The sequence below is a fragment of the Micromonospora globbae genome (genome assembly GCF_003610785.1).
Lineage (GTDB): Bacteria > Actinomycetota > Actinomycetes > Mycobacteriales > Micromonosporaceae > Micromonospora > Micromonospora globbae.
The window spans coordinates 22163-41494 of the sequence record NZ_RAQQ01000019.1; the positions used below are offsets into that span (position 1 = coordinate 22163).

Sequence of the window (19332 nt, forward strand, 5' to 3'; positions counted from 1 at the left end):
ACGTGGGGCGCGGGCCCCGGCGCCGTCAGGCGGGGCTCGCCATCCGGTACAGCATCTGCTGCCCGCCGGTCGCGAGCAGTTCGCCGGCGTCGGACCAGACGCGGGCGCGGGCGCCGAGCATCCCGCCGGTGGCGGCGGCCGCCTCTCCCTCCACCAGCAGCCACTCACCGGCGTCGGCGCCGGCCGCGCCCTGGAAGCCCACGTACAGGTCCATGCTCGGCGCCATGAACGTGGTCCGCTCGAACGCCTGCACGATCGCGGGGAACTGCACCACGTCGACGGCGAAGACCAGGCGGGCCGCCGCGAGCCACGGGTCCGCGCCGGCCGGCAGCGGTTTGTGCAGCCGCAGCCAGCCCCGGATCGTCGGCACACCGTCCCGTTGCGGGGTCCAGCCGCCGGCGGGCCAGCCGGACAGCCGCACCTCGTAGCACCGTTCCCAGATCGGCAGCACCGGCAGGCCGTCGCGGCGCATGAGGTCGACCAGGGTGGGCAGCTCCTCGGGCGCTGGCAGGTCCGGCGGCGGCATCCAGCGCCGCTCGGGCCCGACGAGGCCGCCGGCGATCGTCCAGACGTGGGCGGCGAGCACGGTCCGGCCGCGTTGCCGCAGGACGGCGTGGAAGGCCGCCGCCCGGCGGGTGCCGTGGACGCGGCTGACCTCCACCTCGACCTCGCCGTACCGGGGTGGTGCGAGGAACTGGCAGCTCAGGCTGACCGGCAGCATGCCGCCGGCGGCGTGCCCCGCCGCGCGGAGCGCGACCGCCGCGAGGTAACCGCCGTTGGGCCCCCACACCGACCAGTCCTCGGACAGGTGCGCCCGGTAGCGGCCGGGAGTGGTGGGTTCGACCGCGGCGTCGTCCGCGAGGCTGGCCATGGCACCCCTTCCGGGCAGGGAACGCGTCGACCCAAGATACTGCAAAAGAATACGAGATACGAGTACGATGCGGCGCATGGATCTGCGTGACAGTCCCGAGGAGGCCGAGTTCCGCGCCGGGCTGCGGGACTGGCTGGCCCGCAGCGTCCCGGCGGCCGCCGGACCGGACGGGGCCCCGCCCCAGGGCCGGTGGGGCGACATCGCCGCCGTCCGGGCGTTCACGTCGGCGCTGCACGCCGCCGGCTACGCCGGCATCACCTGGCCCGCCGAGCACGGCGGGCGCGGCCTGTCCCCGGTCTACCAGGCCATCTACCTGGAGGAGACCGCGCGGGCCGAGGCGGCCGAGCACATCGGCGTCATCGGGCTCGGGATGGTGGGTCCGACGATCATCGCCTGCGGCTCGCCCGAACAGCGCGGCTGGTACCTGCCCCGCATCCTCAGTGGCGAGATCGTCTTCTGCCAGGGCTTCTCGGAGCCGGAGGCCGGTAGCGACCTGTCCGCCGTGCGTACCGTGGCCCGGCGCGAGGGCGACGAGCTGGTGGTGACGGGGCGCAAGGTCTGGTCGTCCTACGCCCACCTCGCCGACCACTGCCTGCTGCTCGCCCGCACGGACCCCCAGGAGAAACGCCACCGTGGACTGTCCTGCCTCCTGGTCGACCTGCGCTCGCCGGGCGTCACGGTCCGCCCGATCCGGCAGATGACCGGCGAGGCGGAGTTCGCCGAGATCGAGTTCGACGAGGTCCGGGTGCCGGTCGACGCGGTGGTGGGCGGCATCGGTGACGGCTGGGGCGTGGCGATGACCACCCTCGCCCACGAGCGGGGCACCTTCGGCTTCACGCTCACCGCCCGCTTGGAGGTGGCGTTCCGCCGCCTGGTCGCGACCGCCCGCGCCCGGGGGAGGGACGGCGACCCGCTCGTCCGCGACGAGATCGCCGCCCGCTACGTCGAGCTGGAGGGCCTGCGCTGGACCAACCGGCGTGCCCTGGCCGAGCTGGCGCGTACCGGGGTGCCCGGCCCGGAGACCTCGGTGATCAAGCTGCGCTGGTCGCAGGCGCACCAGCGGCTCACGACGCTCGCGGTGCGGCTGCTCGCCGGCGGCGGGGAGCCGGACGGCTGGGACCGCTACTGGCAGCACCAGATGCTGCGCAGCCGCGCCAACACCATCGAGGGCGGCACCTCCGAGGTGCTGCGCAACGTGGTCGCCGAGCGGGTGCTGGGCCTGCCCCGGTCGTACTGACCGGTGGCGGCCCCCGCAGCCCGCGCCTCGTCCGCCCCCCGCGCCGGCATCCCTCATCCGCCCGCGGCCCGTCGCGCCGTGGGACCTCATCCGCCCCGCCCACGAGGAGACAGCAGATGGACTTCGCACTGACCGGCGAACAGGAGGCGCTGCGGGACACCGCAGCCAAGTACCTGGCCGACGGCCGGGCGTCCGCGGGGAGCGGCCAGGCGTGGGCCGACGCCGTCGGGCTCGGCTGGCTCGACCCGGAGCTGGGCACGGTGGAGCTGGCGCTGATCGCCGAGCAGCTCGGCCGCGCGGGCAGCCCGCTGCCCTGGTGGGCCACGGTGGGGCTGGCCGCCCCGGCACTGGGGGCGGCGGGCCGGCCGGTGCGGCGACCCGCGACGCTGGCGTGGGCCGAGCCGGGCGGCCCGGACACCCTCGCCGCCTGGATCCGCGCCGCGGACGGTGGCGCCGGGTCCGTGGCCGGCGGCGGGGAGGCCCGGACGGGCGCCGGGTCCGCGGCGGCGAACGGCGGCCGAACGGCGGCCGGGCCCGCGGCGGCGAAGGGCAGCGCGCACCCCGGGCCGACCTGCGTCGTCGCCGCCGACGGCACGGTGACCGGACACAAGATACGCGTACCGCACCTGGTGGACGCCTCGGACGTCGTGGTGGCCGCGGCCGGCGCGCACGGCGTCGAACTGCGGCTCGTCGACGGGGAGCACCTGCGTCCGCGCCCCGTCGACGCGGGGCCGCACGGGCTCGACGCGACCCGGCCCGTGGCGTCGGTGGAACTCGCCGCGGTGCCGTCGGTCCCGCTCGTCGCGCCGGACCGGGCCGCAGACGTGCTCGCCCTGACCCGGCGGCGTGCGCTCGCGCTGCTCGCGGCCGAGGGCGTCGGCGTGGCGGCGCAGGCCCTCGCCACGGCGACCGGGCACGCCGCCAGCCGGACGCAGTTCGGGCGGCCGATCGGCGCGAACCAGGCCGTCGCCCACCCGCTCGCCGAGGTCTACGGCCAGGTCGAGACGGCCCGGTCACTGGCCTACCGGGCGGCCTGGTCGGTCGACGCGGAGTCCGGGCCGGCGGCCGACCTGGCGGTCGTCACGGCGACGGCCGCCGCCCGCGAGGCCGCGACCGCCGCGTGCGAGGCGGCCATCCAGACGTACGGGGGGAGCGGCTTCACCTGGGAACAGCCGCTGCACCGCTGGTACCGGAGGGCGTGGTGGCTGGCCACGTTCGACGGTACGGTCGCGGACTTCCGGGCGGAGCTGGCCGGGCTGCTGCTGGACGGGCCCGGCGACACGCGCTGAGCCGCGCCGGGTTCCTGCGGTGGTGGCCGGGGCCCGGCCGGCCACCACCCGCGCTGATGCGTGGCCGGCCGGTCGGCCCGGTCGGCGGGTGGCGTGGGTCAGGAGACGGAAGGCCGGTAGGAGCCGAAGCTCCAGAGGTTGCCCTCCGCGTCGCGGACGGAGTATCCCTGCCCGCCGTAGTCCTCGTCGCGCAGCTTCTGCACGACCTCGGCCCCGGCGGCGACGACCCGCTCGTAGTGCGATGCCACGTCGTCGAGCACCACGTAGACGGCGGCGGGCCCGGTCTGCATGACCATGCGCCCGTCGCTGCCGTCGGTCTCGGAGGCCAGCATGACCATGCCGTTGCCCCAGGTGAGCTGGGCGTGGCTGATGGAACCGTCCGGGCCGGGGACGACCAGGTTCTCACGGAAACCGATGACGTCCACCAGCCAGCGGATGGCGGCCGGCGCGTCACGGTAGCGCAGCGTGGGGATGATTTCCGGACCTGTGTTCATGGGCGTGAGTCTAATGAAGAATCGCGGATAGCACATGCTGTGCGGCGTGGCATGTCGAGTATTCGGCTACCCTGTGCCCATGCTTCGCTACGACTACGTGATCGTCGGTGCGGGTGCCGCGGGGGCGGTGCTCGCCGCCCGGCTGAGCGAGGATCCGGGGCGCTCCGTGCTGCTGCTGGAGGCCGGGCCGGACCTCACCGGGGCGGCGGTGCCCGAGGTGCTGCGCACCGGCTCGGTCGACGCGGAGGACGGCTTCGACTGGGACCTGCGGGCGACGGTCGTCGCCGGCCGGGAGGCCCCGCTGCGGCGCGGCCGGGTGGTCGGCGGCTCCACCCAGATCAACGACCGGGGCGCGATGCGCGCGCCGGCGGCCGACTTCGCGGCGTGGGCCGCCCGGGGTCTGCCGGAGTGGGACTGGTCGGCCGTGCTTCCCGCGTTCCGCCGGCTGGAGAGCGACCAGCAGTTCGGCGACCGCGACTACCACGGCGCCGACGGCCCCGTCCCGATCACCCGCTGGTCGCGTGGCGAGCTGACCCCGGCCATGGACGGCTTCCTGGAGGCCGTGCTCGCGCTCGGCCACGAGTACCAGGAGGACATGAACGCCCCCGACGCCGTCGGCATCGGGATGTACCCGCAGAACCGGCGGGACCGGCTGCGCATGTCCACGACGCTCACGCACCTGGACCCGGCCCGCTCCCGCGCCAATCTCGTCGTGCGCGGGGACGCGGAGGTGGAGCGCGTGGTGCTGGCCGACGGGCGTGCCGTCGGCGTGCAGGTGGCGGGGGAGACCATCGGCGCCGGCGAGGTGATCCTCTGCGCCGGCTCGCCGTACAGCCCGGCCCTGCTGCTGCGGTCGGGCATCGGCCCCGCCGACGAGCTGCAGGCCGCCGGGATCACCCCGCTGGTCGACCTGCCCGGGGTGGGCGCCGACGTGATCGACCAGCCCGGCGCGATCATCCTCGTGGTGCCCGAGCCGGAGACGATCACCGGTGACTGGCCGCGTACGCAGCTCATCGCCCGGCTCGCCGGCATCCCCGGCCACGAGCCGGACCAGGGCTTCTACCTGAGCCTGTTCACCGGCATGAGCACCTCGCGCGGCGCCGGGGCGGGCCTGGACAAGCTCGTGGGCGCCGACCAGGTCAACACCGTGATGATCGGCGACATGGCGATGGCCTCCCGGGGGCGCGTCGGCGTACGCGGCGCCGACCCGGCCGCGCCGCCGGTGGTGGACCTCAACTTCTACTCGGCCGAGGGCGACCTCGCGCGGATGCGGGAGGCGTACCGGCACGCGTGGGAGATCGCCAACCAGGCCGCGTTCACCAAGACGGTGGCACGGTTCGCGCTCGTCGACGACCGGCTCATGGCCGACGACGAGCAGCTCGACCAGGTCCTGCGGGCCACCACGTACAGCCGGCTGAACCTGGTGGGCGGCGCGCGGATGGGCGCGGCGGACGACCCGGGCGCGGTCGTCGACGGCCGGTGCCGGGTGCGCGGCGTGGCCAACCTGCGGGTGGTCGACGCCTCCATCGTGCCCGTGCCGTTGCGGGCACCCGCCGCGCTCACCAGCATGATGCTGGGCGAGCGCGCCGCGGAGCTCATCGTCGGCTGACGACCGGTGGCCCCGGGGGCGACGCGCGGTCAGCGGCGCAGCAGGGCCGACAGCGGCGCCCCGGGCTCGGCCACGGCGGCCCGGGCGACGGTGAGGTACCCGTCGAGCAGCCGTTCGGCGTCGGCGGGCGCCAGCCGCGGGGTGTGAAACAGCAGGACCCGCAGCCCGTGCCCGCGCGGCGCGACGGCCAGTTCGGTGCCGAACCGGCTGCCGATGGCCTCCGGCACGAGCAGTTCGAACTCGGTCCCGCCCACGTGTACCCGGTGCGCCAGCTCGGCCATCATCTGGAACACCACGTCGTCGACCCGGCCGCCCAGGTTGGCGCTGCCCGTCGGCACCGCCTGGTAGGGCTGCTCCTGGTTGGCGAACGCGGCGGCCGTGGTCGCGTGCGTGGCCCGCAGCAGGCTCTCGAACGTGGCGAACGGTGGCAGGCGGGTGCGCAGCACCACCATGTTGGCGCAGAAGCCGACCGTGCGCTGGATCTCGGGTCGGGTTCGGTTGGCGAACAGCGAGGCGACGGCGAGGTCGCCCTGCCCGGTGACCCGGTGCAGGACGGCGTAGTAGACGGCCAGCGCCACGGTGAACAGGGTCATCCGGTGCCGCCGCGCCAGCTCCCGCATGGCGCCGGCCACCTCCGCGTCGAGGTCACCGCCCAGCACGCCGGGGGTCGCGCCCGGTGGCGGCTCGCGGTACGGCAGGCGGGGCAGCCGCAGCCCGGTCAACTGGGTACGCCAGAACTCGCGTTGCCGCTCCAGGTCGTCACCGGCCAGTCGCTGCTCCTGCCAGGTCACGAACTGGCCGTACTGCCACCGCACCGGGGGCAGTTCGGCGGGCAGGCCGCGCTGCCGGGCGTAGAGCGCGCGCAGCTCCTCGAACAGCAGCCCGCAGGACCAGGCGTCGGTGACGAGGTGGTGCATGGTGAAGCACAGGACCACCTCGTGGTCGGTCACCCGCCACGCGGTGGCCCGGGTCGGCCACTGCGCCACGTCGACGCGGGTGGCCAGTTCGGCGGTGACGGCGGCGTCGGCCGCGGCGTGCGGATCCGGCTCGCCCCGCAGGTCGACCACGCGCAGCGCGACGGGCCGCGGGTCGTGCACGAGCTGGGACAACCGGGGGCCCCGCCCCGCGAACGTGGTCCGCAGCGCCTCGTGCCGGGCCGTGAGCCCGGTCAGCGCCGCCTCCAGGGCCGTCAGGTCGACGTCGCCGGTGACCCGGCAGAGCAGGGGACAGTTCAGCGCACCGTGGTCGGCGCGGTAGTGGTCGATGATGCCGAGCAGCCGTTGCCCCACGGAGGCCGGGAGGGATCGGGGCGCCACGGTGAGACCGTACCGCCGTTCATCGTATCTGTCATCAAGGGTCTGGCATCTTGTGTCCACTGTCGGTACCTTGGGCGCATGTCTGGACTGTCGGTGACCACGCCCGTGCCGGCCCGACTGACGTGGCGGTACGACTCCGAGATGCCCCGCGTTCTCTCGCTCTACGAGCGGGCCAAGAGCGCACAGTGGAACGCCAGCACCGACGTCGACTGGTCGATCGAGGTGCCGTTCGGCGAGCCGCTGCCCGACGACTCGGCGTTCGCCATGGCGTCGTTCGACGCCTCACCGCTGGCCCGGCGCGGCCGGCGGATGTGGGACACGTTCCGGTGGGAACTGCAGTCCTGGATGGTGAGCCAGTTCCTGCACGGCGAGCAGGGCGCCCTGGTGGTCGCCGCGCGGCTGGTCGAGGTCGTGCCGGACCTCGACAGCAAGTACTACGCGGCCAGCCAGGCCGCCGACGAGGCCCGTCACGTCGAGGCGTTCTCCCGCTACCTGCGCGAGAAGGTTCCCGAGCCCTACCCGATCAACCCCGCCCTGGCCGAGCTGCTGGAGGACCTGCTCACCGACACCCGGTGGGACATCACGGCGCTGGGCATGCAGATCGTGGTCGAGGCGCTGGCCATGGCCGCGTTCCGGCTGGCCAACAGCACCTTCCACGACCGTCTCATCTGCGACATCACCCGTCTCGTGGCCCGCGACGAGGCCCGGCACGTCTCCTTCGGCGTCCTGTCGCTGGAGGGCATCTACCGCGAGATGACCCGGGCCGAGCTGGCCGACCGGGAGGAGATGGTGCTCGACGCGGCGAGCCTCATGCGGCGCCGCTTCCTCCTCGAGGACGTGTGGGAGCGCATCGAGGTCGACCGCACCGAGGGCGTCGACTTCGCGTCCCACAACGAACTGATGATCAAGTACCGGCAGGCCATCTTCGCCCGGGTGGTGACCGCCCTCGCCAACATCGGCCTGCTCACACCCCGGGTCCGCGAGGGTCTGGAGCGACTGGACCTCATCGGGTTCGCCGACCGCTCGATCCGCGTCCCCCGCGCCTGACCTGGAGTAGCGATGCCAGTGCCGACCACCCTGACCATCGAGGGCATGTGCGCCGACGTCGCGGCGCTGCTCGAGGAGCCGGTGTCACCCGACGACGACCTGCTCGAACGCGGACTCGACTCGATCGGCCTCATGCGGCTCGCCGCCGCGTGGGCCGCCGCCGGCGCGGACCTCACCTTCGCGCAGCTCATCGAGCACCGCACCGTCCGGCAGTGGCACGGGCTCGTCGGCCCGGGCGCCGCCGACGCGACCGGCGGCGGCGAGCCGGTCGAGGACGACGTCGAGGTCGATCCGGACGCGCCGTTCCCCCTGGCGACGATGCAGCACGCGTACTGGGTCGGACGCGCCGCCGACCAGGCCCTCGGTGGCGTCGGCGCGCACTTCTACAACGAGTTCGACGGGCGGCACGTGGACCCGTCGCGGCTGGAACGGGCCGTGCGGGCGCTGATCCGCCGGCACGACATGCTCCGGGCCCGCTTCCTCGACGACGGCCGCCAGCAGATCACCCCCGACGGCGCGTGGCCCGGTCTCACCGTGCACGACCTGCGCGACCTGCCGGAGGCCGACCGGGAACGGCGGCTCACCGACCTGCGCGACACCCTGTCGCACCGCAGCCTGCGCGTGGACCGCGGCGAGGTCTTCGACATCCAGCTCTCCCTGCTGCCCGACGGCGCGACCCGCATGCACGTGGAGATCGAGATGCTGGTCGCCGACGCCCACAGCTTCCGGGTGCTCCTCGCCGACCTGGCCCACCTCTACCGCCGGCCCGACGAACCACTGCCGCCCATCGGCTACAGCTACCCGCGCTACCTCGCCACCCACGAACGCCGCCGCGCCGACAGCCGTGAGGCCGCCGCCGCGTACTGGCGGCAGCGGGTGCCCGAGCTGCCCGGCGGCCCGGAACTGCCCGTCGCCGTGGCGCCGGAGCGGATCTCCGGGCACCGGGTGGTCCGCCACCACCACTGGCTCTCCGGGACCGACCGGGACCGACTCGCCGCCCGCGCCCGCGAGCACGGCATCACCCTGTCGATGGTCTTCCTCACGGCCTTCGCCGAGGTCCTGGCCGCCTGGAGCAGCCGGCACCGCTTCCTGCTCAACCTGCCGCTGTACGACCGCACGCCGTACCACCCGGACGTGCCGCTGCTCAGCGGCGACTTCACCAACCTGCTGCTGCTCGAGGTCGACGCCATCGACGACATCCCGTTCGTCGCGCGGGCCCGGCGGTTGCAGGAGCAGTTCGCGCGGGACGTGGCACACAGCGCGTACTCCGGGGTGGAGGTGCTGCGGGACCTCGCCCGCGCCCGGTCCGACCGGGGCGTGCTCGCGCCCGTCGTCTTCACGAGCGCGCTCAGCCTCGGCGAACTGTTCAACACCGACGTCCGGGAGTGCTTCGGCGACCCGGTGTGGACCAGCTCGCAGACCCCGCAGGTGTGGCTGGACAACCAGGTCACCGAGCGCGAGGGCGGCCTCTACCTGAACTGGGACCTGGTGGCCGAACTGTTCCCGCCCGGCGTGTCCGAGGCGATGTTCGGCGCGTACGTCCGGCTGCTCACCCACCTCGTCGACGGCGACTGGACCGCGCCGCCGGACCTGCTGCCCACCGCCCAGCGGGCGGTGCGGGCGCGGGTGAACGACACGGCGCGGGTGTTGCCGGTGGGGTTGCTGCACGAGGGGTTCTTCCGGTGGGCGGCCGCGGAGCCGGGTCGGGTGGCGTTGCTGGGTGACGGGGTGTCGGTGTCCTACGGCGACCTCGCCGGTCGGGTGCTGGCGTTGGCGGGGGCGTTGACGCGGGCCGGGGTGTGTGCCGGTGACGCGGTGGGGGTGTGTCTGCCCAAGGGGGTGGACCAGGTCGTCGCGGTGCTGGGAGTGCTCGCCGCCGGTGGGGTGTACGTGCCGGTGGGCGTCGACCAACCCGCCGCCCGCCGCGACCGGATCTGGGACCGCGCCGGCGCGAAGGTCGTCGTCGGGGCCGGCGGGCTCGCCCCCGGCGGCGACGGCGGACCCGCCCTCGAACACGCCGTCGTACGCGACCCGGGCGACGTGGCGTACGTCATCTTCACCTCCGGCTCCACGGGCGAACCCAAGGGCGTGGAGGTGCCGCACGCGGCCGCCCTCAACACCATCACCGCCATCCGCGAGCGCTTCACCATCGGGCCGGACGACCGGGTGCTGGCCGTGTCGGCGCTGGACTTCGACCTGTCGGTGTTCGACATCTTCGGGCTGCTCGGCGCCGGCGGCGCTCTCGTGCTCGTCGGCGAGGACCAGCGCCGCGACGCCGCCGCCTGGGTGCGTCTCGTCCGGCAGCACCGCGTCACCGTCTGGCAGTCCGTGCCCGCGCTGCTGGACATGCTGCTCACCGCCGGCGAGGCCGAGCAGCGGCTCGACCACCTGCGGCTGGCCCTGCTCGGGGGCGACTGGGTGGGGCTGGATTTGCGGGACCGGCTGGTCGCGCTGCGGCCCGACGCCCGGCTGATCGCCCTCGGCGGGACGACCGAGACGGCCATCCACTCCACCGCCTTCGAGGTGGGGGAGGTGCCGGCGCACTGGCGGTCGATCCCGTACGGGTTCCCGCTGCCCAACCAGCGCTGCCGGGTGGTGGACGGTCGGGGTCGGGACTGCCCGGACTGGGTGGTCGGTGAGCTGTGGATCGGCGGGGCCGGGGTCGCGGCCGGCTACCGGGGTGACGCCGAGCGTACCGCGCAGCGGTTCGTGCAACACGACGGGTCGCGCTGGTACCGCACCGGGGATCTCGGCCGGTACTGGCCGGACGGGACGCTGGAGTTCCTCGGCCGGGCCGACTTCCAGGTCAAGATCCGCGGGCACCGCATCGAACTCGGCGAGGTCGAGGCCGCCCTCACCGACTGCCCCGGCGTCAAGGAGGCCGTGGCCGTCGCCGTCGGCGGCGCGACCCGCCGGCTCGCCGCCGCCGTCGTCCCGGAACCGGACACGACCTGCGACCCCGAGGCGGTGGGCGCGTTCGTCGCCGGCCGGCTGCCGTCCTACATGGTCCCCGAACACATCGCCGTGCTCGACCAGCTCCCGCTCAGCCCCAACGGCAAGATCGACCGGCGGACGCTCACCGAGCGGCTCGCCGACCGCGCCGACCGGCCCGAGACGGTGCAGCCGCCCGTCGGCCCCGTCGAGACGGCCCTCGCCGCGCTCTGGGCGGAACTGCTCGGCGTCGCGCAGGTCGGGCGCGGCGACAACTTCTTCACCCTCGGCGGGGACAGCCTGCTCGCCACCCGGCTGCTCGGCCGGATGCGCGCCGCCGGGCTGGCCGGCGGCCAGCTGCGCCGACTGTTCGCCGAGCCCACGCTCGCCGGGTTCGCCGCCGGCGTCCGCCTCGACCCCACCGTCCGGTCGGCCACCGGGTTCGTCGCCGACCCGGAGCACCGGTACGAGCCGTTCCCGCCCACCGACGTGCAGCGGGCGTACTGGATCGGCCGGACCGGCGACTTCGCCCTCGGCGAGGTCGGCTCGCACTGGTACTGGGAGTTCGACGGGCAGGACGTGGACCTCGACCGGCTCACCGAGGCGTGGAACCGCCTGGTCCGCCGGCACGAGATGCTCCGCGCGGTCTTCGACGCCGACGGGCGGCAGCGCATCCAACCCGAGGTGCCCGAGGTGACCATCCCGGTCACCGAGGGCGAGGCCGCCCTCACCGCGCTGCGGGAGCGGCTGTCGCACCGGATCGCCGACCCGACGCGCTGGCCCCTCGTGGCCATCGAGGCGGTCCGCTACGGCGACCGCCGGGTACGGCTGGCGTTCAGCTTCGACTACATCGTGCTCGACGCGCTGAGCATCGTGACCGTCTTCGCCGAGCTGTCCGCCCTCTACGTCGACCTGGACACGCCGCTGCGCCCCGTCGACGTGTCGTTCCGCGACTACGTGCTCACCGCGCACCCGGACGAGGCCACCGTGGACGCCGACCGGCGGTACTGGTCGGCGCAGCTCGCCGACCTCCCGCCCGCGCCGCAACTGCCGCTCGCCGTCGACCCGGAGCGCGTCCGTGCCCCCCGCTTCGTCCGGCACGAGGCCCGGCTCACGCCCGCGCAGTGGAGCGCCCTGGTCGACACGGCCCGGGCCCACGGGGTGAGTCCGGCCGCCGTGCTGGCCACCGCGTACGCCGAGGTGCTCTCCGCCTGGAGCGGCCGACCCGACCTCACCCTCAACCTGACCCTCTTCGACCGGCGCGAGGTCCATCCCGACATCGACCGCGTGCTCGGCGACTTCACCTCCCTGCTGCTCGTCCCGCACCGGCCCGGCGCCGACGACAGCTTCCTGGCCCTGGTGCGCCGCTTCCAGGAGCGGATGTGGGACGGCATGGAGCACAACGCCGTCTCCGCCATCTGGGTGCTGCGGGAACTCGCCCGCCGCACCGGCGCCCCCGCGGCCACCATGCCGGTGGTCTTCACCAGCGCCCTGGGGATCAGCGACGAGCTGGTCAACATGTCCCTGCCGTTCGGCGAGCAGATCTGGGGCGCCTCCCAGACCCCGCAGGTGTGGCTCGACAACCAGGTGATGGAGCGCGGCGGCGGGCTCAGCGTCAACTGGGACGTGGTCGCCGAACTGTTCCCGCCCGGCGTCGTGGAGGCCATGTTCGACGCGTACGTCGACCTGCTGACCTGGCTCGCCACCGCCGACTGGTCCGGCGCCGTGCCGGTCGCGCTGCCCACCGCCCAGCGGGGCGTGCGGGCGCGGGTGAACGACACGGCCCGGGTGTTGCCGGTGGGGTTGCTGCACGAGGGGTTCTTCCGGTGGGCGGCCGCGGAGCCGGGTCGGGTGGCGTTGCTGGGTGACGGGGTGTCGGTGTCCTACGGCGACCTCGCCGGTCGGGTGCTGGCGTTGGCGGGGGCGTTGACGCGGGCCGGGGTGTGTGCCGGTGACGCGGTGGGGGTGTGTCTGCCCAAGGGGGTGGACCAGGTCGTCGCGGTGCTGGGAGTGCTGGCCGCCGGTGGGGTGTACGTGCCGGTGGGCGTCGACCAGCCCGCCGTCCGCCGGGACCGCATCCTGACCCGGGCCGGTGTCCGGACCATCGTCGGCGCGGGTGGCGTCTCCCCGGAGGGCGACGGTGGGGCTCCTCTCGACGCGCCCGTGCCGGTGGACCCCGCGGCACTCGCGTACGTCATCTTCACCTCCGGCTCCACGGGCGAGCCGAAGGGCGTGGAGGTCTCCCACGCGGCGGCGGTGAACACGCTGGCGGCGGTCTGCGAACGCTTCGACGTGGGGCCGGACGACCGGGTGCTGGCCGTGTCGGCGCTGGACTTCGACCTGTCGGTGTTCGACATCTTCGGGCTTCTCGGCGCCGGTGGCGCCCTCGTGCTCGTCGGCGAGGACCAGCGCCGCGACGCGCGCGCGTGGCTGCGCCTGGTCAATGGGCACGGCGTCACCGTCTGGAACACCGTGCCGGCGCTGCTGGACATGCTGCTCACCGCGGCCGGCGAGGACCCACTGGGCGACCTGCGACTCGCCCTGGTCTCCGGGGACTGGGTGGGGCTGGACCTGCGGGACCGGCTGGTCGCGCTGCGGCCCGACGCCCGGCTGATCGCCCTCGGCGGCGCCACCGAGGCGGCCGTCTGGTCGAACGCCTTCGAGGTGGGGGAGGTGCCGGCGCACTGGCGGTCGATCCCGTACGGGTTCCCGCTGCCCAACCAGCGTTATCGGGTGGTGGACGGTCGGGGTCGGGACTGCCCGGACTGGGTGGTCGGTGAGCTGTGGATCGGCGGGGCCGGGGTCGCGGCGGGCTACCGGGGTGACGCCGAGCGTACGGCGCAGCGGTTCGTGGAACACGACGGGCTGCGCTGGTACCGCACCGGGGATCTCGGCCGGTACTGGCCGGACGGGACGCTGGAGTTCCTCGGCCGGGCCGACTTCCAGGTCAAGATCCGCGGGCACCGCATCGAACTCGGCGAGGTCGAGGCCGCCCTCACCGACTGCCCCGGCGTCAAGGAGGCCGTGGCCGTCGCCGTCGGCGGCGCGACCCGCCGGCTGGCCGCCGCGATCGTCGCCGAGCCCGGCGCCGGATGCGACCCGGAGGCGGTGACCGCGTTCGTCGCCGGCCGGCTGCCGTCCTACATGGTCCCCGAACACATCGCCGTGCTCGACCAGCTCCCGCTCAGCCCCAACGGCAAGGTCGACCGGAACGCCGTGGCCGCTCGGCTCGCCGCCGGTGACGACGCGCCGACCGACGAGCCGCCCCAGCCGGGGCTGGAGGCCGAGCTGGGTGCGCTCTGGGCCGAGCTGCTGGACTGCCCCGTACCCGGGCGGACCCGGAACTTCTTCGCCCTCGGCGGGGACAGCCTGCTCGCCACCCGGCTGCTCGCCGCGCTGCGCGAGCGGTACGGCGTGGACCTGCCGATGCGCGGCCTGCTGGACCGACCCACGATCGCGGACCTGGCCGCCGCCGTGCGGCACGCCGCCGGCGCGTACGAGGAAGGGACGATATGAACGGGCAGGACCTGGTCGCCGAACTGGCGCAGCTCGGTGTCCAACTCTGGGAGGAGGACGGCCAGCTGCGCTTCCGGGCCCCGACCGGGGTGCTGACCGAGCAGCGGCGCGCCGCCCTGCGCCAGCACCGGGAGCAGGTGCTGGCCGTCGTGCGCGACGCCGCCGTCCCCACCGCCGTCCCGCACCCCGACCAGCGGTACGAGCCGTTCCCGCTCACCGACGTGCAGAGCGCCTACCTGCTCGGGCGGGGCGACAGCTACGCGTACGGCGGGGTCGGCTGCCACGGCTACGGCGAGCTGACCTTCCCCGAACTGGACGTCGACCGGCTGGAGTCCGCCTGGCACGAGGTGGTGGCCCGGCACGACATGCTGCGGGCCGTCGTCAACCGGGACGGCTCCCAGCAGGTCCGCCCCGAGGTGCCGCCGTACCGGATCGCGGTGCGCGACGTCGACGCGGCCGGCTTCGCCGACGCGGTCGCCGCCACCCGCGCCGAGCTGGACCACCACCGCTACGACCCGCAGCAGTGGCCCCTGTTCGCGCTGCGGGTCACCCGCGGCCCGGACCGGTGCGTGCTGCACTTCTCCATCGACTTCCTGATCTGCGACTTCGTGAGCATCAACATCCTGCTCGACGAGCTGGGCCGCCGGTACGCCGGCGATCCGCCCACCGACGCGCTGGAACTGACGTTCCGCGACCACCTGCTGGCCACCGAGCCGCTGCGCTCCGGCCCCCGCTACGAGGCGGACCGGGACTGGTGGCTGGCCCGCCTCGACGACCTGCCGCCCGCTCCGGAGCTGCCGCTGCGCGGCGACGCGACCGCCGCACCGCCCCGGTTCCGCCGCCTCGACCTGCGCCTGGACGCGGCCGAGTGGGCGGGGCTGAAGCAGCGGGCCGGCCGGCACGGGGTCAGCCCCTCCGGCGCCGTGCTCGCCGCGTACGCGGAGGTGATCGCGGCGTGGAGCGCCCATCCTCGGTTCACCATCGACGTCACCCTGCTCAACCGGACCCCGACCCACCCGCAGGTGGACCGCATCGTCGGCGACTTCACCTCGGTGAGCCTCCTCGCCGTCGAGCAGGACCCGGACGCGCCGGTGCAGGAGCGCGCGAAGCGCATCCAGGCGCAGCTCTGGACCGACCTCGACCACCGCCGGTTCTCCGGTGTGGACGTGGTCCGGGAACTGGCCCGCCGCCGGGGCGGCGACGCCGCGCTCATGCCGGTCGTCTTCACCAGCGCCATCGGGCTCGGTGGCGACACCGGGGTGGAGGGCTTCGGTGAGCTGGGGTACGGGATCAGCCAGACCCCGCAGGTCTGGATCGACTGCCAGAACATCGAGCGCTCCGGCGGGCTCGCCACCAACTGGGACGTCCGGGAGGGGGTATTCCCCGACGGCGTGGTCGAGCAGATGTTCGCCGCGTACGCCGCGCTGCTGCGCCGGCTCGCGCTCACCGACGACGCGTGGGAGGAACTGAGCCCCGTCGCGCTGCCCGAGGCGAGCGCCCGGCGGCGCGCCGAGGTCAACGCCACCGCCGCCCCGCTGCCCGACGGTCTGCTGCACGAGGGGGTGTTCGCGCAGGCGCTGCGGACGCCGGACCGGGTCGCCCTGGTGGCACCGGACGCCACGCTCACGTACCGGCAGCTCACCGGCCGCGCCGCGGCGGTCGCCGCCCGGCTCGCCGACGCCGGCTGCCGTCCCGGCGACCTGGTGGCCGTGGTCGCCGACAAGGGGTGGCGGCAGGTGGTCGGGGTGTTCGGGGCGTTGCTGGCCGGCGCCGCGTACGTGCCGGTCGACACCAACCAGCCCCCGGCCCGCCGCGACCTGATCCTCAGCGGCGCGGGGATCCGGCACGTCCTCACCGAGGCCGCCCGCGCCGACGGTGACTGGCCGACCGGGGTGCGGCCGATCGCCGTGGACGACTGCGACGGGCCGGCGCCGACGGCACTGCCGCAGCGGGCGGTCGGCCCCGACGACCTGGCCTACGTGATCCACACCTCCGGGTCGACCGGCACCCCGAAGGGGGTGATGATCACCCACCGGGCGGCGCTGAACACGGTGGCCGACATCAACGCCCGGTTCGACGTGGGCCCCGACGACCGCGTCCTCGGCCTGGCCAGCCTCGGCTTCGACCTGAGCGTCTACGACCTGTTCGGGCCGCCCGCCCGCGGCGCCGCGCTGGTGCTGCCCGCGCCCGAGCGGCGGGGCGACCCCACGCACTGGGCGGAACTGGTCGCCGACCACGAGGTCACCCTCTGGAACTCGGTGCCGGCGCAGCTGCAGATGCTCGCCGACTACCTCGCCGCCGCGCCCATGGTGCGGATCCCGTCGCTGCGGCTGGCCCTGCTCAGCGGCGACTGGATCCCCGTCACCCTGCCCGACCAGATCCGCGACCTGGTCCCCGGCCTGGCCGTGGTCAGCCTGGGCGGCGCGACCGAGGCCGCCATCTGGTCGATCATCCACCCGGTCGGCGCGGTCGACCCGTCCTGGCGCAGCATCCCGTACGGGGTGCCGCTGGCCAACCAGAGCTGGCACGTGCTCGACGCCGGGCTGCGCCCCCGACCGGACTGGGTCACCGGTGAGCTGTACATCGGCGGCGCGGGGCTGGCGCGCGGGTACCTCGGCGACGAGACGCGCACCGCCGAGCGGTTCATCACCCACCCCGAGACGGGGGAGCGGCTGTACCGCACCGGCGACCTCGGCCGGTACCGGCCCGACGGCGTCATCGAGTTCCTCGGCCGGGAGGACTTCCAGGTCAAGATCCGCGGCCACCGCATCGAGCTGGCCGAGATCGAGTCGGCGCTGCTGGCGCATCCGGCGGTGGGCGGCGCCATCGCCGTGGTCGACGGCGACCGTCCACTGGAGCGGCGGCTGGCCGCCGTCGTCCAGCCGGCCGCCGTCGAGCCCGGCCCGGGGCGGCCGGTCGACCCGGCGGCGCCCGTCGCGGCCGGCGCCGGCGTGGTCGCGGGCGTCGACCTGGAGGCGTACGCGGCGTACCTGCACGACCTCGACCGGCTGGGCCTGGCCGCCATGCTGGACACCCTGCGCGCCGGTGGCCTCTTCCTCGACGACCGCCCGCACACCCTCGACGAGGTGTACCGGGCGACCCGGGTGGCGCCGCGGCACCGGCGGCTGCTGCGCCGCTGGATGCGGGCGCTCACCGAGGCCGGTGTGCTGCGCCACGACGACGGCTACCGGCTGGCGGACGCGCCGCCCCTGTCCGCCCGGGCCTGGGACGCCGCGGCCGAACGGGCCGCGTCGGTCGGTGAGTCCGCCGAGCTGGTGCGGTACTTCCAGAGCAGCGCCGCCGCGCTGCCGGCGCTGCTGCGCGGCGACGAGGACCCGCTCGCGCTGCTCTTCCCCGGCGGCGAGCTGGCGGTGTCGGACAACCTGTACGCCGACGCGCTGTTCAACCGGTGGGCCAACGCGGTGGCGGGCGCGACGGTCCGCGCCCTCGCGGAGCGGCTCCCCGGTCCGGTGCGGATCGTCGAGGTCGGCGCCGGGTCCGGCGGCACCACGAAGGCGGTCCTCGACGCGCTGGACGGCCTCGACGTCGACTACCTCTACACCGACCTGTCGGCGTTCTTCCTCGGCGCCGGACGGCAGCGCTTCGGGGACCGGCCCGGGATGCGCTTCGCGGTGCTCGACCTCGACGCCGACCTGGCCGGCCAGGGGATCGCGCCGAACAGCGCCGACATCGTGGTCGCCGGGGACGTCCTGCACGCCACCCGCGACGTGCCGGCCACCCTGCGGCGGCTGCGCGGACTGCTCGCGCCCGGCGGGCACCTCGTGCTGCTGGAGATGACCCGGGAGCACTACCAGATCATGACGTCGCTGGAACTGCTCGTCCGGCTCGACGACGACCTCGGTGACTTCGCCGACCTGCGGCGGGGCACCGACCGCACGTTCCTGCACGGCGACGAGTGGCGGACCCTGCTCACCGACGCCGGCGCGTCGCCCGTGCTCGACCTGCCGGCGGCCGGCGACCCGATGGCCGGTCTCGGGATGCGGATCATCGCGGCGCAGGTCAAGGCGGACCGGCGGCGCGTCGTACCGGACGAGCTGCGGGCGCACCTGGCCGACCGGCTGCCCGACTACATGATCCCCGGCGTGCTGCACGTGGTGGACGAGCTGCCCCGCACGGCCAACGGCAAGCTCGACCGCGCGGCGGTGCGCCGCCTCGTGACGACCACGACGGCCGGGCCGGAGGAGGCGGCGGCCGCACCGCACTCCGGCCTGGAGGAGGAGATCGCGGCCGTCTGGGCGGACGTGCTGCGGGTCGAACGGGTGGGCCGGGACGCGGACTTCTTCGGGCTGGGCGGCGACTCGCTGCTCGCCGCGAAGCTCGCCGGCCAACTCGCCGAGCGGGTGCCGGCCGCCGCCGGTGTCTTCTTCGACGAGCTGCTGCGCCGGATCCTGGAACACCCCACGGTGGCCGCGCTCGCCGAGTACCTGGGCGCCGTCGCCACCGGCCGCGACGACGAGGAGCCGTCCGAGGCCGAGACCGCCGAGGCCGTGGCGCTGGCCGGGGACGGCCCACCCCGGTACGTCCTGGTGCACGACGGCAGCGGCCGGCTCGACGGGTACGCCGGACTGCCCGAGCGCCTGGCCGCGTCGGGCCCCGTCTGGGGCGTCGTGGACGGCGGACTGCACCGGTACGCCGGCCTGGACCCGGCGCCGCTGGTGCAGCGCCTCGCCGCCGACAGCGCCGCCGCGCTGGCCGGGCACCTGTCCGCCGGGCCGTTGACGCTCGTGGGCCGGGGCGAGGCCGGGGTGCTGGCGCTCGAACTGGCACGCCAGCTCACCGAGTCCGGGGTGGATCTCGCCGGCCTGGCCGTCGTCGACCCGGTTCCCGGTGACGGCTACGGCAGCTCCCCGTACGCCGGTGACGTCACGTTGCTCTGCCCCGGCGAGCCGGACGGCGCGGCGGTGGACTGGTGGCGCGACGTGTGCCTCGGTGACCTGGCCGTGCACCGGGTGCCGGACGACCCCGCCTGCTGGGCGGGACCGATCGCCGGGGAGGGCTGAC

9 protein-coding genes are annotated in these 19332 nt (G+C 74.9%); 6 read left to right on the forward strand and 3 right to left on the reverse strand.

Annotation, left to right across the window (positions count from 1 at the left end):
* Positions 1-25: 25 nt before the first annotated feature.
* Entirely contained in the window at positions 26-871 is an 846-nt protein-coding gene (locus tag D7I43_RS23605; protein WP_158610140.1) for an acyl-CoA thioesterase, read from the reverse strand.
* Positions 872-947: 76 nt separating this feature from the next.
* Here D7I43_RS23605 and D7I43_RS23610 point away from each other — a divergent pair, with 76 nt between their 5' ends.
* Both D7I43_RS23610 and D7I43_RS23615 read left to right on the forward strand, forming a co-directional pair.
* Positions 948-2108 (forward strand): acyl-CoA dehydrogenase family protein, encoded by a 1161-nt coding sequence (locus tag D7I43_RS23610; RefSeq protein ID WP_120330746.1) that lies wholly within the window; start codon positions 948-950, stop codon positions 2106-2108.
* A gap of 116 nt (positions 2109-2224) precedes the next feature.
* Positions 2225-3397, forward strand: a complete 1173-nt coding sequence (locus tag D7I43_RS23615) for an acyl-CoA dehydrogenase family protein (RefSeq protein WP_120330747.1) — start codon at positions 2225-2227, stop codon at positions 3395-3397.
* Positions 3398-3495: 98 nt separating this feature from the next.
* Here D7I43_RS23615 and D7I43_RS23620 read toward each other — a convergent pair whose 3' ends face one another.
* Positions 3496-3891, reverse strand: coding sequence for a VOC family protein (locus D7I43_RS23620; RefSeq protein ID WP_240033109.1), 396 nt, complete (start codon positions 3889-3891; stop codon positions 3496-3498).
* 79 nt (positions 3892-3970) lie between these two features.
* On the opposite strand from D7I43_RS23620, the gene D7I43_RS23625 reads away from it, so the two are divergent.
* Entirely contained in the window at positions 3971-5500 is a 1530-nt protein-coding gene (locus D7I43_RS23625; RefSeq protein ID WP_158610141.1) for a GMC family oxidoreductase, read from the forward strand.
* A gap of 29 nt (positions 5501-5529) precedes the next feature.
* On the opposite strand, the gene D7I43_RS23630 is transcribed toward D7I43_RS23625, so the two are convergent.
* A complete protein-coding gene (locus tag D7I43_RS23630) occupies positions 5530-6816 on the reverse strand; it encodes a condensation domain-containing protein (protein ID WP_240033110.1) in 1287 nt (428 codons plus the stop codon).
* Positions 6817-6894: 78 nt separating this feature from the next.
* Between D7I43_RS23630 and D7I43_RS23635 the strand changes: the two genes are divergently transcribed.
* The 3 genes from D7I43_RS23635 to D7I43_RS23645 are packed head-to-tail and all read left to right on the forward strand — an operon-like array spanning position 6895 to position 19331.
* Complete coding sequence (locus tag D7I43_RS23635; protein ID WP_120330750.1) at positions 6895-7863, forward strand: ferritin-like domain-containing protein; 969 nt, start codon at positions 6895-6897, stop codon at positions 7861-7863.
* A gap of 12 nt (positions 7864-7875) precedes the next feature.
* The gene (locus D7I43_RS23640) at positions 7876-14310 is read left to right on the forward strand and encodes a non-ribosomal peptide synthetase (protein WP_120330751.1); all 6435 of its coding nucleotides are present in this window, start codon (positions 7876-7878) and stop codon (positions 14308-14310) included.
* Positions 14307-19331 carry a non-ribosomal peptide synthetase gene (locus D7I43_RS23645; RefSeq protein ID WP_120330752.1) on the forward strand — a complete coding sequence of 1675 codons (5025 nt, stop codon included), beginning with the start codon at positions 14307-14309 and terminating at the stop codon, positions 19329-19331. The genes D7I43_RS23640 and D7I43_RS23645 overlap by 4 nt, the downstream gene beginning before the upstream one ends.
* Position 19332 lies beyond the last annotated feature (1 nt).